The sequence below is a fragment of the Lipingzhangella rawalii genome (genome assembly GCF_031628175.1).
Classification (GTDB): domain Bacteria; phylum Actinomycetota; class Actinomycetes; order Streptosporangiales; family Streptosporangiaceae; genus Lipingzhangella_A; species Lipingzhangella_A rawalii.
The window spans coordinates 34,639-49,594 of sequence record NZ_JAVLVT010000002.1 but is presented as its reverse complement, the minus strand read 5'-3'; the positions used below and the strand labels follow the sequence as shown (position 1 = coordinate 49,594).

Annotated in this window: 15 protein-coding genes; 10 read left to right on the top strand and 5 right to left on the bottom strand. The window is 68.7% G+C overall.

The features are described from left to right. Positions 1-183: 183 nt before the first annotated feature. Entirely contained in the window at positions 184-1,329 is a 1,146-nt protein-coding gene (locus RIF23_RS05545; protein WP_310911301.1) for an Mrp/NBP35 family ATP-binding protein, read from the bottom strand. A 6-nt stretch (positions 1,330-1,335) separates the two neighbouring features. Here RIF23_RS05545 and RIF23_RS05540 point away from each other — a divergent pair, with 6 nt between their 5' ends. From RIF23_RS05540 to RIF23_RS05530, 3 genes are all read left to right on the top strand, one after another. Beyond that, entirely contained in the window at positions 1,336-2,547 is a 1,212-nt protein-coding gene (locus tag RIF23_RS05540) for a CPBP family intramembrane glutamic endopeptidase (RefSeq protein WP_310911300.1), read from the top strand. A 38-nt stretch (positions 2,548-2,585) separates the two neighbouring features. Next, complete coding sequence (locus RIF23_RS05535) at positions 2,586-3,251, top strand: DUF6758 family protein (protein WP_310911299.1); 666 nt, start codon at positions 2,586-2,588, stop codon at positions 3,249-3,251. 117 nt (positions 3,252-3,368) lie between these two features. Next, positions 3,369-4,136, top strand: coding sequence for an MBL fold metallo-hydrolase (locus RIF23_RS05530; RefSeq protein WP_310911298.1), 768 nt, complete (start codon positions 3,369-3,371; stop codon positions 4,134-4,136). 8 nt (positions 4,137-4,144) lie between these two features. Here RIF23_RS05530 and RIF23_RS05525 read toward each other — a convergent pair whose 3' ends face one another. After that, positions 4,145-5,299, bottom strand: a complete 1,155-nt coding sequence (locus RIF23_RS05525; protein ID WP_310911297.1) for a carbohydrate kinase family protein — start codon at positions 5,297-5,299, stop codon at positions 4,145-4,147. Positions 5,300-5,605: 306 nt separating this feature from the next. Between RIF23_RS05525 and RIF23_RS05520 the strand changes: the two genes are divergently transcribed. Continuing rightward, positions 5,606-6,991 carry a family 4 glycosyl hydrolase gene (locus RIF23_RS05520; RefSeq protein ID WP_310911296.1) on the top strand — a complete coding sequence of 462 codons (1,386 nt, stop codon included), beginning with the start codon at positions 5,606-5,608 and terminating at the stop codon, positions 6,989-6,991. Positions 6,992-7,034: 43 nt separating this feature from the next. On the opposite strand, the gene RIF23_RS05515 is transcribed toward RIF23_RS05520, so the two are convergent. Next, positions 7,035-8,534 (bottom strand): DEAD/DEAH box helicase, encoded by a 1,500-nt coding sequence (locus RIF23_RS05515; protein WP_310911525.1) that lies wholly within the window; start codon positions 8,532-8,534, stop codon positions 7,035-7,037. Positions 8,535-9,255: 721 nt separating this feature from the next. Here RIF23_RS05515 and RIF23_RS05510 point away from each other — a divergent pair. The 3 genes from RIF23_RS05510 to RIF23_RS05500 all read left to right on the top strand — a co-directional run bounded on the left by RIF23_RS05510 (position 9,256) and on the right by RIF23_RS05500 (position 10,991). After that, the gene (locus RIF23_RS05510) at positions 9,256-9,903 is read left to right on the top strand and encodes a ferritin-like fold-containing protein (RefSeq protein ID WP_310911524.1); all 648 of its coding nucleotides are present in this window, start codon (positions 9,256-9,258) and stop codon (positions 9,901-9,903) included. A gap of 217 nt (positions 9,904-10,120) precedes the next feature. Then, positions 10,121-10,432, top strand: a complete 312-nt coding sequence (locus RIF23_RS05505; protein WP_310911295.1) for a DUF6401 family natural product biosynthesis protein — start codon at positions 10,121-10,123, stop codon at positions 10,430-10,432. A gap of 313 nt (positions 10,433-10,745) precedes the next feature. Further along, positions 10,746-10,991, top strand: a complete 246-nt coding sequence (locus RIF23_RS05500; protein WP_310911294.1) for a hypothetical protein — start codon at positions 10,746-10,748, stop codon at positions 10,989-10,991. A gap of 106 nt (positions 10,992-11,097) precedes the next feature. On the opposite strand, the gene RIF23_RS05495 is transcribed toward RIF23_RS05500, so the two are convergent. Continuing rightward, entirely contained in the window at positions 11,098-11,910 is an 813-nt protein-coding gene (locus tag RIF23_RS05495) for a mechanosensitive ion channel family protein (RefSeq protein WP_310911293.1), read from the bottom strand. Positions 11,911-12,064: 154 nt separating this feature from the next. On the opposite strand from RIF23_RS05495, the gene RIF23_RS05490 reads away from it, so the two are divergent. Then, positions 12,065-12,403 carry an MGMT family protein gene (locus RIF23_RS05490; RefSeq protein ID WP_310911523.1) on the top strand — a complete coding sequence of 113 codons (339 nt, stop codon included), beginning with the start codon at positions 12,065-12,067 and terminating at the stop codon, positions 12,401-12,403. Positions 12,404-12,461: 58 nt separating this feature from the next. Here RIF23_RS05490 and moeZ read toward each other — a convergent pair whose 3' ends face one another. Next, a complete protein-coding gene (gene moeZ / locus RIF23_RS05485; protein WP_310911292.1) occupies positions 12,462-13,622 on the bottom strand; it encodes an adenylyltransferase/sulfurtransferase MoeZ in 1,161 nt (386 codons plus the stop codon). Between the two features lie 232 nt (positions 13,623-13,854). Between moeZ and RIF23_RS05480 the strand changes: the two genes are divergently transcribed. Next, on the top strand, positions 13,855-14,127 hold the full coding sequence (locus RIF23_RS05480) for a hypothetical protein (RefSeq protein WP_310911291.1): 273 nt from the start codon (positions 13,855-13,857) through the stop codon (positions 14,125-14,127). A gap of 227 nt (positions 14,128-14,354) precedes the next feature. Continuing rightward, positions 14,355-14,939: a TetR/AcrR family transcriptional regulator gene (locus RIF23_RS05475; RefSeq protein ID WP_310911522.1), complete on the top strand. Its 585-nt coding sequence runs from the start codon at positions 14,355-14,357 to the stop codon at positions 14,937-14,939. The last annotated feature ends 17 nt before the right edge of the window (positions 14,940-14,956 follow it).

Here is a 14,956-nt window from a genome sequence, read left to right as displayed (position 1 = left end):
GTGGCCCCCATCGACTTTTCCTGGCCCCCATGGACTGGGGGTACCCCCCGAGGCACCAGAGCGGCCTCAACGCAACCCAGGCGGGGGCACCGCTGGGGATGCTGGCGGCTGGCAGCCGGCACTGGCAGCCGCCAGCATCCCCAGCGGTCTGGCTCGGGCGGGGCCCTGTTCGCCGTTCGCCGCTCAGTGCGCCGCCGGGCTGATCCCCAGCTGCATTCCGGACAGGCCACGCGGACGTCCGACCAGTTCCTCAGAGATCTTGCGCAAAGCCTGACTGGCCTCACTGTCCGGGGTGCTGAGCACGTAGGGTTCGCCGGCGTCCCCGCTTTCCCGAAGACCTATCTCCAGCGGGATCTGGCCCAGGAGCGGCACGTCGGCCCCCAGGGAGCGGGTGAGCCCGTCGGCCACAGCCTGGCCACCCCCCTCGCCGAACAGGGGAGTGCGCACGTCCGTGCCCGGCGTCACGAAGTAGGACATGTTCTCGATGACGCCACTGACCCGCTGGTGGGTCTGGGACGAGATACCGCCGGCGCGTTCGGCAACCTCGGCGGCGGCCTGCTGCGGCGTGGTAACCACCAGCAGCTCCGCGCTCGGGACCAGCTGGGCCACCGAGATCGCGATATCGCCGGTCCCGGGCGGAAGGTCCATCAGCAGGACATCCAGATCGCCCCAGAACACGTCCGAGAGGAACTGCTGGAGCGCCCGGTGCAGCATCGGGCCACGCCACACCACCGGCTGGTTCCCCTGGGTGAACATACCCACGGAGATCACCTTGAGGTCGTGTGCCGTGGGCGGCATGATCATGTCCTCGACCTTGGTGGGACGCTGCTCGACCCCCAGCATGCGGGGCACGGAGTGTCCGTAGATATCCGCGTCGACCACGCCGACCTTCTTCCCGGACTCCGCCATGGCCGCGGCGAGGTTCACCGTCACCGAGGACTTGCCGACTCCGCCCTTACCGGAGGCCACGGCGAAGACCCGCGTCAGCGAGTTCGGTTTGGCGAAGGGAATCTCCTTCTCCGCCTGCCCGCCGCGCAGCTTCGCCTGTAGGGCCTTGCGCTGCTCCTCGCTCATGACGTCGAGCTCGACGCGAACGCCGGTCACCCCGGACACTTCGCGGACGGCGTTACTCACGTCCTCTTGGATCCGACCCTTCATCGGACAACCCGCCACCGTCAGATAGATGCCGACGTCAACGGAGCCGTCGTCGGCAACGTCGACGCTCTTGACCATGTCGAGTTCGGTGATGGGCCGGTGGATCTCGGGGTCCTGAACCTTGGTCAGGGCCGCGTGCACCTCTTCGGTGCTGGGAGCAGTCGTGGAGGACATGCCCCAATGGTACGTACCCCTCCCGAGTGCCAGCCAACGAGCTGGGGCGGTATGGGGCACGTCACCGCCATCGCGCCACGCCATCGGGCCACGGTGCGCCGCGGGGCCGCAGGGCCACCCGTAGGCTGGGAGGTCATGCGAGAGTCGCCACCGCCCGGGCCGGCGGAGTTTCCGGACGCCCACGGCTCGGTTCCGCCGCAGGTTACCGAGGATGGTAGGGGCCGGGCCGCCACGGATCCCGCGGCATCTGCCGGACCCGCGGGGCCGCCGCAGGCACCGCCGGGGCCACGGTCACCCGTGCCGGGGGCTGCCTACCACCGGGTGGCCGCCACGGTGCCGCGACGCTGGTGGATTGCCCCGCTCGCCCTGCTGTGTGCGGCGGTGGTGTGGCTGGCCGCGGTGGCCGTGGTGATGCTGCTCGCCACGATGGTCAGCGTCGTGGTGCCGCTCCTGTTCGGCGCCGAGGTCAGCGGGGACGACACCACGATCTACGGCCACCCCGTTGCCGACCTCACGGTGCAGCTGCTCATGCTGACGCTGCTGATCCCCGCGGTGTACCTGGTCGCACGCGTGGTCCAGGGCCGACGGCCGGGAACCCTGTCCTCGGTGGTCGGGCACCTGCGGTGGCGGTGGCTGCTGTACTGCTTCGGAGCCGGTATTCCCGCGGTGTTTCTGGCACTGGGACTGCCCGTGGTGCTGTGGGCCGTAGCCGGGGCCGAGCAGCGGCTGACGGGAGACTTCGTCGGTGTCCAGACCTTCGTCTTCGCCATGGTCGTCATCGTCGCGCTGGTCCCGTTGCAGGCGGCCGCCGAGGAGTACGGGCTGCGCGGCTTCGTCATGCAGACGGCCGGCTCCTACACGGCGTCGCCCTGGCTGGGAATCGTGGTGAGCACGGCGCTGTTCACCATGCTGCACTTCAGCTACACCTTCTGGGCCCTGGCGGATGTGGCGCTGTTCGGGGCGGCGATGGCCTGGCTGATCTGGCGTACCGGGGGGCTGGAAGCGGGCATTGCCCTGCACGTTCTGCACAACCTCGCCGCGTTTACCATCACGGCCTGGGACGGCACCCTGATGGATCTGGAAACCGCGGGTTCGTGGCAGGGGACCGTCACCACGCTGGTGGAACTGGTGGTGTTCTGCCTGATCGTGGTGCGGCTGGCGGATCGAATGGGCATCAGACGTACGGTCAGTGACTCCCGCCCGGTTGCGCGGGAGTGAGTTTTCCACCTGGTCAGCCGGGTATATCGCGGTCAGTTATGCGGTCTGATCCAACGTGCCCTCGCTGTGGACGCGCGGTCCACGCGCCGAACCTGTGGTCGAGTGCGTGGGAGTGCGCCGTGCATGGTCCGGTGGCGCCGCTGCACGAGGTGCGGCGGGCCACCAGCGCGACGTTGCAGGCGCTGGTGACCACCACCCGGGTCCCGGTGTGGATCCCCTGGCCGCTGCCAGCCGGATGGCTGGTGACCGGGCTGGCGCATGCCGGTGACGAGCGCACGGGCGCTGTGGCCAGTGTCGTGGGACTGTCCGGTCCGGCGCCGCTGGGCGGGGTGGGGGAGCTGGCTGTTGTGGCCGAGGATATGGGCATCGGGGTGGGAGCCCGGCTTGCCGGCCTGGAGGGCCCCGACCCCGGGGAGGGGTTCGACGAGCATCCGGCGGACGGCAAGGTGCGGTTCGACGGGCACGAGATTGCACTGTGGACCCTGAACGCCGGGCGGCAGCGTGCTGTGTACGTCGGCGAGGCCCTGGGACGCTGGATCTGGTTCGTGTTCGGCTCCGCGGACCAGGGAATCGCCATGTGTGAGGTGAGCGGTCTGCGGGACCTGCGGGACCTTACGGGGGACGCAGAAGCGCGGCTGGCCCTGGATCCCCCGTTCGGAGCGTTGTCGCCGTTTCTGACCCGGGAGCTGGCGCCTCGGTCGTAGGGGGTGGGCGGCCGGCAGCGTCCTCGGTTCCGTTTTACGCGGTACAGGACTTGCTGATTTCCTGCATTGGAGTACGTTTCTCCTGCGCGGTGAAACCACAGCCGCCGGGACGAATGAGTGTCGGACGACGTCGAAGGGGCCCAGGCCGTGTTCTGGAAGCGCAAGCGCAACAAGGGCGGCAGTGCGGACACCGATCCGGCGGAGGCCGCCGGCAGTGGCAACAGTGGGGGTGACACCGAAGCCACCGCCGTGCGCGCGGACGCGGTGGAGTGTGTGGTCACGTCCGGGACCCTCACCGTGGACGGCGAGGAGTTCTCCGTCACCAACAACACCTGGATCGTCCCCGCAGATGAGGAGGGCGTCATCGTCGTGGATCCGGCGCACGACGCCGAAGCGATCCTCAAGGCAGTGGGGGAGCGCGAGGTCTACCTGGTCGCCTGCACCAACGGATACAACACGCACATCGGGGCGGCGATCGAGGTGGCCGAGCGCGACGACGCCGATATCGCACTGCACCGGCGGGAAGTACGTGCCTGGCGCAAGCTCCACGGGATCGAGCGGACCCCCGACATCGAGATCGAGGGCGGCGGCCAGCTGGCGGTCGGCGACCTGACCATCAACATTCTGGGAATTCCGGGAACCTCGGCGGGCTCCCTGGCCTTCTACCTTCCCGACCTGGGGATCGTCTTCAGCGGAGATACACTCCTGGCCGGGCAGATGGGCACGGTGGGTGACGGGTTCGTGGACTACACCCGTCAGCTGAGCTCGATCGGGGAAGTCCTGCTCACCCTGCCCAACGAGACTCGCGTGCTTCCCGATCGTGACGAAGAGACCACGGTCGGCGACGAGCAGGACAACTTTGACCGCTGGGTCGCCGGCGGGTAGCTACTGCCTCAGCGCCGTAGACCGATGGTGGCGCTGGCGCGGCGCTGCTCGGTGGGTAGCCACTGGGCGGGCACCAGCTCGCTGAGGAAACCGTAGTCCCGCGCCAGCGTGGCATCGCCGCCGTGGCGGGCGGTGACCCGCGACCACCAGGCGGCGATGTCCGCCCAGCCCGGCGCGGACAGCGATCCACCGGTGTGCTGCACCGACAGCGCCGCGCAGAGGTTAGCGAACCGAAGCCGCTGTTCCAACGGCCACCCGGCCAGGGACGCCACGATGAACGCCGCGCCGAAACAGTCGCCCGCCCCGGTAGAGTCGACCGCTTCCAACACCAGGCCCTCCACCTCGGCGCTCTCTCCCGTGGTGCTGTCCACGGCCATCGCACCCCGCGGGCCGTCGGTCACCACGGCGAGCGGAACGCGTTCCGCCAGCGCGGACAGCGCCGAGGCGGGACTTCCGGTTCGGGTGTAGGCCATGGCTTCGATGGCGTTGGGCAGGAACACTTCGCAGTACTCCAGGCGGTCCAGGACCGTGGGTGACCACTGCTGGGTGTCGTCCCATCCCACGTCGGCGAAGACGCGTGCCCCACCCTTCGCCTGGTTTCGGGCCCATGCGGGGAGCCCGTGGTCGATACTGACGAAGACCGCACGGGCCTGGGGCAGCTCCGCAGCCATGAGTTCTTCGGACACCGGGGAGGGATGCTCGTGGGTGACCATGGCCCGGTCGCCGCGGTAGGCCATGGACGCGGTGAACGGGGAGTGCCACTGCGGAATGCGGCGGGAGGCGGACAGGTCCACCGACTCCTGACCGGACAGGGTCTCCCAGCAGAAGTCGCCGTACACGTCCTCGCCGAAGGCGGCGGCCACGGCGGTGCGCAGCCCCAGCCGGGCAGCCCCCACCGCGAGATTGGCGACACCGCCGGGGCAGGACCCCATGCCCTCCGCCGGAACTTCGGTACCACTGGCGGGGGGAGCCGACAACCCGGTCAGGACGATGTCGAAGTACACCGTGCCACTCAACGCCAGGTCGACTTCGGCGTTGTCACAGGGGCGCGACCCCGCCAGCACGTCCCGCGGGGTGCCGACCAGCGGGGTGGACTCCAGACGCGCGGACTCGGACTGGCTGGTGGCGGCGTGTCCCCGCTCGACGCCCCCGTCGTCACCCATGGTGTACCGCCCCCCTCACATGATTCTCGGTACAGCCCGGACCGTACCGGGTGTCCATGACACCCGGCGGCCCGCCCCGCCGAGGTCACCAGCCGATCGACACCGCACGAAACGGGGTCCACCCCGAGTTCGTTCCCCTGGGAGTACGGTACGAAAGAACACCGCTGTCGCGCCCGGGGCAGGCTGGATGGCAATGGAGTGGGGCATATCGGGGCAACCTCCAGGCCATGGGGGCCACAAAAGGCCGATGGGGGCCTATGGGGCGGGATGGGGGTGGGCCGGTCGGATCCTGGAGGTGTGCGCGGCGTGCGATTGACGATCCTCGGCGGCGGCGGTTTCCGCGTCCCTCTGATCCACCGGGCCCTGTTGGCGGATGCCGCGACCGGCGACCCGGTCATCTCCGAGCTGGTGTTGCACGATTCGGACCGGGGACGGCTCGCCGCCATCGAGTCCGTGCTGGCCGGCCAGCGGCAGAGTTGGGGGCACCACCACGGCCGCCAGCCGGATCTGCGGGTGCGGCTGTGCAGCGATCTGGACACGGCCCTGTCGGGCGCCGCCGTCGTATTCTGTGCGATCCGGGTGGGAGGAACCCGGGGGAGGGTGCTTGACGAAACCGTCGCCCTCGATCTGGAGGTGCTCGGTCAGGAGACGGTGGGCGCGGGTGGCATCAGCTACGGCCTACGCACACTCCCCGTCGCGGAGCAGATCGCCGAGCGCATCGCCACGCGCGCCCCCACGTCGTGGGTCATCAACTTCACGAACCCCGCAGGGATGGTCACGGAGGCAATGACGCGGGCGCTTGGCCAGCGGGTGATCGGGATCTGCGACTCACCCGTAGGCCTGGCCCGGCGGGCATGTCGCGCGCTGGGCACGGATCCGGGCCGGGTTCGGTCCGACTATGCGGGACTCAACCACCTCGGCTGGCTGCGCGGCCTGTGGGACGCAGACCACGACCTGCTGCCGGAACTCCTCGACGACCCCGAGGCCCTGGCCTCGTTCGAGGAGGGCCACCTGTTCGGGGTGGACTGGCTGCGCGCCCTGGGGGCGATTCCCAACGAGTACCTGTACTACTACTACCGGGCCCGGGAAGCCCGCGCGGCCGTGGAACGCTCGCGGACCGAGGGTGCGGGTACCCGCGGTCAACAGCTCGTCGGCCAACAGGCCCACTTCTACCGCTCGCCCCACCCCACCCCGGAAGAGGCCCTCGCCGCCTGGGAGCGCACCCGCAGGGAGCGCGAGGAAACCTACATGTCCGACAGCCGCGGCGCGGCCGGGGACCTCGGTCGCGCCGAAGCCGATCTGGACGGCGGTGGGTACGACCGCGTGGCCCTCGCTGTCATGCGGGCGATCCTGCGGGACGAACCGAGCCGGTGGATCCTCAACGTTCGCAACCGGGGGGCGCTGGCCGGTCTCGACGCCGACGCGGTGGTCGAGGTTCCCTGCATCGTGGACGCCGCCGGGGCTCGGCCGGAGCCGCTGGCCCCGCTGAGCCACCATCAGCTGGGCCTCGTCCACGCGGTGAAGGGAACCGAGCGCGACACGATCGCCGCGGTGCGCACCGGATCGCGCTCGCTGGCGTTGCGGGCTCTGGGGACGCACCCACTGGTGGACTCCATCCACGTCGCCCGCAGGCTCCTGGACGGCTACCAACACGCTTTTCCCCAGCTGGTAGACGTCCTGTCTCGTCCGTGAGTGCGGTGGGGCCGGATCGGTCGATCCCCAACCGCACCCCAGGTCAGCCCTCGCCGTCGGAGCGAACGTCCACTCCGCTGCGGGTGCGGCGCCGACGCCGGCGGGACCGCTGCGTCGTGCCGCCATCCTCGCCGCCCTTGTTCTGGGGCGGGGTGCTCTCCGATGCCGTGTCTGCGGCGGTTGCGGCCGTGGAGCTCGGCGACCGCCGCCGGCGTCGACGCCGCGGGCGTCCCCCCTCGGCATCGTTGCCGGTGTCCTTGGCCTGCGACTTCCGGGACCCGGACGTCTTGCTCGAGGACCCGGACGTGCCGCCCTTCGCCGGCTTGGTTGTGGCGCGCTGCCCGGTTTCCCCGACGTCCTCCAGCTCCTCGGCGTTCAGCCCGGCACGCTTGCGCTGCTTACCGCGCTGGCCGGTCGCGTCGGCCGGGATGCGGAGCTGGGTGTGGAAGTGCTCGGAGGTGGAGTAGGTCTCCGGTGGCTCACCGAAGTCCAGCCCGAGGGCATTGTTGATGACCTTCCACCGCGCGAGTTCCGCCCAGTCGATGAAGGTCACCGACGTGCCGGTGCGTCCGGCCCGGCCCGTGCGCCCGATCCGGTGCACGTAGGTCTTCTCGTCGGCGGGGCACTCGTAGTTCACGACGTGGGTGACCTCGTCGACGTCCAGCCCGCGGGCGGCGACGTCGGTCGCGACGAGAACCTCGATCTTGCCGTTGCGGAACGCACGCAGGGCGCGTTCCCGCTGCCCCTGACCCAAATCGCCGTGGACGGCGGCGGCAGCGAAACCGCGGTCCGAGAGCACCGTGGCCACCTTGTCGCAGGTCCGCTTCGTCTCACAGAAGACCATGGACTGCTCGTGGTCCTCGGCCTGCAACAGCCGCACCAGCATCTCGATCTTGTCGATGGGGTGGGTGCGGAACACGTGCTGTTCCGTGGTCCCCTCCGGGCGGGGGCCAGAATCCTCCTCGCCAGCGCGCACATGGGTGGGCTGGGAGAGATAGCGGCGGGACAGCGCGACGATCTCACTCGGCATCGTCGCGGAGAACAGCATGACCTGGCGCTGGTCGGGCGCGAGCGTGAGGATCTTCTCCACGTCCGGTAGGAAGCCCAGGTCCAGCATCTTGTCAGCTTCGTCGAGAACCAGGGCCGAGACCTCCGAGAGGTCGAGATGCCCCTGATTCTCCAGGTCGAGTAGTCGTCCGGGGGTTCCCACGACAACGTCGACCCCCGCGGCGAGCCCCGAGATCTGGGGCTCGTAGGAACGCCCCCCGTAGACGGTGAGGATGCGCGCATCCATGCGCTTGCTGGCGGTGGTGAGGTCCGCCGCGACCTGAATTGCGAGTTCGCGGGTGGGGACCACCACCAGCGTTCGGGGACGGTTCGCCCGCCCGGGGGCGGCCTGAACCTGCTCCAACAGGGGAATCCCGAAGGCCAGGGTCTTGCCGGTGCCCGTTCGGGCCTGTCCGATGATGTCCGTTCTGCCTAGTGCCAGTGGCAGCGCCAACTCCTGGATGGGGAACGGCTCGATGACGCCTTCTGCCTCCAACGCATCGGCGATCTCCGAGCTGACGCCCAGCTCGCGGAACGTGGCGGCGTGTTTGGTGTGAACTGCGGTTGTCAGGGCTGGTGCCTCCCTCAAGGCTGGGGCCACTCGGGCCCGAGACTGTGTCCGAACGCCCTGGGCGCCGCTCCGGTCGGCTGGCTCCGGCGCGGCTCGCGGATGACCGCGGCGCGCGAAAGTACAGGGCCAGCGTCGGTGTTGGCCGACATCCGACGAAGCATGGCGATTTCCGTGTGGTGCTTGGCATGCACCCGGTCGCCAGGGCTTTCGCTTCGTTGTGGTGGGAGCGTGTCTGCGATCCGCCTCGGCCACGACGCGGTCTCGATACGTCGAGACCGCCGATGCGGGGCCGTAGTGCCACGGGAGCGCGTGGTGCAAGCGCTACCCGTGCGGATCGGCAGGTACCGGCATCGGGCCGGTCGCCGCCGCCAGTGTAACGGCTCACGTCCCAGCTGGGGAAAGTGATCCGAAACGTCCGTGACGGATCCCGCCCCGCCACCACCGTGCACAACGCCGCCGCAGGCCGGAATAGTCCCGGATCGGGGATGCGACGCCCCCCACGTTCCGGGCCACCATTAGGCTTTGCACCATGACTGACGGTCCTGTCCACGATGCTGAGGGCCCGGGTGGCGTCCAGAATTCCGCATCGAGTGCCACCACATCCGACGCCGGGGATGCGGTCGACCCGTCGGCCCGCTCCCAGGGAATGGTGGAGTTGCTCGGCTTGCTGGCCTACGCCGAGCTGGTGTCCTTCTTCCGGCTGACCTCGGACGCGGAGCTGGCGCCGAGCCTCGGCGACAAGGCCGAGCTGGCGGGGATCGCCGCCACCGAGTACGAGCACTACACCCGGTTGCGGGACCATCTGGTGTGGCTCGGCGCCGATCCCGAGGCGGCAATGGAGCCCTTCGTGGTGCCGCTGGACACCTGGCACGAGCAGACCCAGCCCCAGGGCTGGGTGGAGAGCCTCGTGAAGGCCTATGTCGGCGATGGGATCGCGGGGGATTTCTACCGGCACCTGGCCCAGGTGTCCGACACGGATACCCAGGAGCTCGTGCACGGGGTACTGGCCGAGACGGGGCGTGCGGATTTCGTGGTGCGGCGGGTGCGTGCGGCGATTGACGAGGATCCCGCACTGGCGGGCCGGTTGGCCCTGTGGGCGCGGCGGCTGGTCGGGGAGGCCCTGAGCCAGGCGCAGCGGGTGGCGATGGAGCGGCCCGCGCTGGCGCGCCTGGTCAGTGGGATCTCGGAGTCCGGTACGGGGGAGGCCGGGGATCTGGCCGCGGTGGGGCGGGTGTTCGCCCGCATCACCGATGCCCACACCGCCCGGATCGAGGCGCTCGGACTCGGCACGTAGGATCGGCCGCATCGTTTCGGTGCAGTCCGTCCGGTACGGCGGGCCTCCCGGGGGCTCGTGGCGCACGGACCGCGCGGCACGAGCTGCCGCGGACCGGGCGTGCGTGCGGTATGCACGGATCGTGTGGTTTCCGGCACAGTGGGCCGAAGTTGTACTGAATGCGGATATAGTCGCTTAGGTTCCGTCCGTTACCCCACGTTCGTTGAGGTGGAAGTCCATGCTCCGTGGGTTCTTCACCGAGTGTCCGCTCACTCAGCTCTCTCGCGATCTTGATGCTTTCGGGATGCTGAGCACGTCGGTTCATCCCGGGCTCCTGGCCCAGATCGACCAGCACACGGCCGCGATCCGCGACTCCATCAGTCAGGACGGGGTCCCGGTCACCCGCACCAGTTTGGCGCACTACCTGCGGGGTTTCCTCGATGGTGCGCGGGAACGTGGCTGGGACTCCACCGGGGACTCCTACGACTGGGAGACGCTGAGGCTGATGTCGATCTGTTCGCTGGCGCGCGATCTCGGGTTCGTTCGCTGAGCCGCCGGATTCTCGGGCGTCGCCCGGAGTCGGAACGCATACAGCTGGTGTCCCCGCCCGTGTTCAGTGCGGGGTTCCTGCCGGGGGCGCGTCGGCAGGAACCCCGCACTGACGCAGACTTCCCTGTCGTGGCTCGGGAGACGAGCCGGCCACGGCGATTTCCGCCCGGTACGGCCCCTGGTGCTATAGCGTCTGGTGCCAGGACGGTCACGTGTTCAGCCGTGGCTGCGCGGCGCGGGCTGGGCATGGTCGACCGCGCCTGTCCACTTCCCAGACCACGGCCGGGCGTGGTTTCACGAGAGAGGAAGTATGCATGAGGAGCGGCCGGCACGGGGCAGCCCGCCCCCCGCTCGGGGTGTTGATTCGGCGTGATCGGATTGACGTTCTCCTGCACAGTCTGTTGATTGTGCTCAGCGTCATTATCCTGGTTTTCGCCGGAGGTTTGGGCAGCGTGGTCTTCTGGGCAGCGCTGCTGATCCCGGTGGTGAGCGCTACGCTTCTGGTGCGTCGGATGGACCGGCTCTCCCGAGACGAGCTGCGCGGCGGGGAACTGCTCTAGCTTAAACGTCAAGCTAAACATGCCACGGGGCGAGACCATGTCTGGCCTCGCCCCAGCTGAGCCCGGACACGTCCGGGCTCAAGTCAGCCCGTGAGTCCGGTGCGCGTCAGTAGGATCCGCTGCCCTCCATTCCGGCGCCCTGGCTCGGACCAGTGTGGGCGTGTGTCGTTTCGGTGCGCTGTTCCTGGCCCTGCATCGCGTCGGACCGGCCCCGTTCGTAGCTCTCGGTGGCGGTTACCCGTTCCGTTTCCCGCTCCGCCGCGTCGAGCCAGCGAGCCCAGCGGTCCTGCATCGGACGGATCATGCCGCCACCGACACCGACCACAAGGATCCCGCCGACCGTGGCGAGGATGGCGATCAGCACCGGCTGGGTCACCGTCGTGGCGACACCGATCTGGTTGAGTGCGGCGATCGCCCCCAGCCCGATGATGAAGATTCCGGCCACGTTGGCGAGGAACCGCCCGTAGCTCAGTCCGCCCAGCGCTCCAGAGATCACATCGCGGGCCATCTTTGCGATGGCGACTGCGACCACGACGATGACCAGCGCCACGGCCGCGTTCGGCAGCCATGCCACGACGCCGTTAAGGAGCTGTGTGATCGGGTTGCCCGGCCCGAAGACACTGAAGGCCAGCTGGAGCACGATCAGGAGCAATGCGTAGTAGACGATCTTGCCGACAAGTTCGCTGGGACCGTACCGCGAACGCTCGAAGTACTCGCCAACCCCGGCGCGGCTGAGCCCGCGGTCGAGGCCGATCCGCATCAGTGCCTTACCGAGCAGTTTTCCGACGATTTTGGCGATAACCCATCCCACGATGAGGATGAGCAAGAATGCAGCGAGTAACGGGACGAAGGATGCCACCGCGCTCCAGGCATCCGTGAGGCCCTGCCCGAAATCGACAGCGGCGAGCGTCGTTGACATGGCGTTCCTCCCCCGACGGGACACCTGTTGTTACTCGCCCGAATACCCAACCCGGGCAACACGCAATCATGACCGCGGAACAAATCAGCTACGGAAAGTAGTCGACGCGGTTCGGTCTGCGCGGGACGGCCAGCCGGTATCGTGCACAGAAGTGATCGATATTCCCGCCACACCGCCTGCGGGGCCGGCGGCCCCCGAGCCCAGCCCGTTCGCGCAACGGGTCCTGGACGTGGTGGAGGCGATTCCCCCGGGGCGGGTGATGGCCTACGGGGACATCGCCGAGTACCTCGCCGAATCCGGGCCCCGCCAGGTGGGTGCTGTGCTGGCGCGTTGGGGTGGGGCGGTGCCGTGGTGGCGGGTCCCGCGGGCCGACGGACGGCCACCGCCCGGACTCGAGTCGGCCGCCCTCGCGCACTACCGGGATGAAGGAACCCCGATGCGGCCGGACGGCGACCGGGTGGACATGCGCCGCGCCCGCTGGGACGGCGCATGAACAACGGGCCGGTTCGGCAACGGACGTAGCCCGTCACCGAACCGGACAAGCGCGGGTGTCAGTAGGTCGGCAGGCTCGGATCCACCTGGTTGGCCCAGGCCAGAACGCCGCCACCCACATGGACGGCATCGGTGAACCCCGCCCCCTTGGCCGCGGCCAGGGCCTCGGCAGAGCGCCCCCCGGACTTGCAGTGCAGCACGAGCCGCTTGTTCTGCGGAAGCTTCTCGAACGCCTCCCCCGAAAGGAACTCCCCCTTGGGGATCAGAACCGACCCGGGAATACGCACGATCTCGTACTCGTGCGGCTCACGCACATCCACGAGTGTGAACTCCTGGCCGGAGTCCATCATGGACTTGAGTTCGGGGGCGGTGATCGTGGAGTCCGCCGCCGCGGCCTGAGCCTCCTCGGAGACGGCACCGCAGAACGCCTCGTAGTCGATCAGCTCGGTGATCGGCTTGGCGTCCGGGTCCTTGCGTACCTTCACCGTGCGCCAGGTCATCTCCAGCGCGTCGTAGATCATCAGCCGGCCCAGCAGCGGGTCGCCGATCCCGGTGATGAGCTTGATCGCCTCGTTGACCATGATCGATCCGATCGAGGCGCACAGCACTCCGAGGACACCGCCCTCGGCGCAGGAGGGCACCATGCCGGGAGGCGGGGGCTCCGGATACAGATCCCGGTAGTTCGGGCCGTAGGCGTCCCAGAACACGCTCACCTGGCCGTCGAACCGGAAGATCGACCCCCAGACATAGGGTTTGCCCAGGAGGACAGCGGCATCGTTGACCATATACCGGGTGGCGAAGTTGTCCGTGCCATCCAGGATCAGGTCGTAGTTCTCGAAGATCTCCAGCACGTTGGAGGTGTCCAGGTGCACCTCGTGCAGGATCACCTCGACGTGGGGGTTCGTCTCGGCGATGCTTTCCTTGGCGGACTGGGCCTTGGACTTGCCCAGGTCGCCCTGCCCGTGAATGACCTGCCGCTGTAGGTTCGACTCGTCGACCTCATCGAAGTCCACGATGCCGAGGGTGCCCACCCCGGCGGCGGCGAGGTACAGCAGCGCGGGCGAGCCGAGCCCGCCGGCCCCGACCACGAGCACCTTCGCGTTCTTCAGGCGCTTTTGGCCGGACATACCGACGTCGGGAATGATCAGGTGACGAGAGTACCGGCGTACCTCGTCCACGGTCAGCTCGTCGGCTGGTTCAACCAGCGGCGGCAGCGACACAGCAGCTCCTCACGCGTGGTCCGTTCGGGTTCGGTAAGCTCGCTGTCGCGTCACGCGGTCAGGACCGGGGGACCACCGTCCCGGACACCTGCGTGAACGCGCCAGGCGCGCATCAACCACTTCTAACCTACTTTCCAACCAATCTGGTGGGGTTTCTCATTCCCGGTGATGGACATCGGATTTGCCGTGCCCCGTCCCAGGCGTGGGAGCCGCGCCCGAGAAGGAGAGTAGCGTGGAGGTCGCATCCCTACGTTCCCAGGAGACTCTTGTGCCGGATCCGCAGCACCAGAACGGTTCCACACCCGATGTGGAGCCCACGCCCGCCGTAGAGCCACCGGAGGCCGACGCCGCCGAGCAGCGGACCGTCGTGGGGGGTGATCAGGGGGACTGGCTGAGTGAGTCGAGTCTTGACCGAAGTCTGTTCGACAGCATCGACGTTCCCGAGGCCGATGCGGTGGAACAGGCCCGCGAAGTGGGCTTCGACGACGAGGACGAGTACCGCTGAGGTCGCGGACACGGCGCTGACCAGAGGCCGGGCAGCCGCCTGCGGCAATGGTTGTGCGAGGTGTCCCCCGCCCGAAGCTACGGGCAAGTAGGATGGCGGGTGCGAGATCAGCCACACAGCCGTGCGCAGTGACCGGCGCCAGATCGGGGCCGCGGCGGCACCAGTCGAGACAGCGGAGGATGTTGGGTGTGACACTCCCCTCAGAGACTCGTTCCCGCGGCACACGTATGCCCCGGGCAGCCCGCCGCCGGCAGCTTTTGACCGCCGCGCAGGAAGTCTTCGTCGCCCAGGGCTACCACGCCGCGGCCATGGACGACATCGCCGAGCGTGCCGGCGTGAGCAAGCCGGTCCTGTACCAACACTTCCCCGGCAAGCTCGACCTCTACGTTGCCCTGCTGGAACAGCACTCGGAGGCGCTGGTCGCCAACCAGCGCGCTGCCCTGGAGTCCACGGACGACAACCGGGAACGGGTCGCCGCCAGCTTCCGTGCCTATTTCGACTTCGTTGCTGGTGAGGGCGAGGCCTTCCGGATCGTGTTCGAATCGGACCTGCGCAATCTTCCGCAAGTGCGGGAGAAGATGGAGCAGACCCTGATCCAGTGTGCCGAGCTCACCAGCGCGGTGATTCGCCAGGACACCAACCTGTCCGAGGAGGAAGCGCACCTGCTCGGTATCGGGCTCGTGGGCATGGCCGAGACCACGGCCCGCTACTGGATCAACATGACCGGGTCGATCCCCAAGGAGGCCGCGGAGCACCTCATTTCGCGCCTCGCCTGGCGCGGCATCAGCGGCTGGGAACTGACCCGCACCTGAGCAGACCATCCGGCCCG

Bases quoted from the DNA above. Each gene is read 5' to 3' on its own strand.
- RIF23_RS05545 (WP_310911301.1), bottom strand. From the start codon at position 1,329: ATGTCCTCCACGACTGCTCCCAGCACCGAAGAGGTGCACGCGGCCCTG.
- RIF23_RS05510 (WP_310911524.1), top strand. From the start codon at position 9,256: ATGGTGGAGTTGCTCGGCTTGCTGGCCTACGCCGAGCTGGTGTCCTTC.
- RIF23_RS05495 (WP_310911293.1), bottom strand. From the start codon at position 11,910: ATGTCAACGACGCTCGCCGCTGTCGATTTCGGGCAGGGCCTCACGGAT.
- RIF23_RS05500 (WP_310911294.1), top strand. From the start codon at position 10,746: ATGAGGAGCGGCCGGCACGGGGCAGCCCGCCCCCCGCTCGGGGTGTTG.
- RIF23_RS05475 (WP_310911522.1), top strand. From the start codon at position 14,355: ATGCCCCGGGCAGCCCGCCGCCGGCAGCTTTTGACCGCCGCGCAGGAA.
- RIF23_RS05525 (WP_310911297.1), bottom strand. From the start codon at position 5,299: ATGGGTGACGACGGGGGCGTCGAGCGGGGACACGCCGCCACCAGCCAG.
- RIF23_RS05505 (WP_310911295.1), top strand. From the start codon at position 10,121: ATGCTCCGTGGGTTCTTCACCGAGTGTCCGCTCACTCAGCTCTCTCGC.
- RIF23_RS05540 (WP_310911300.1), top strand. From the start codon at position 1,336: ATGGTACGTACCCCTCCCGAGTGCCAGCCAACGAGCTGGGGCGGTATG.
- RIF23_RS05535 (WP_310911299.1), top strand. From the start codon at position 2,586: ATGCGGTCTGATCCAACGTGCCCTCGCTGTGGACGCGCGGTCCACGCG.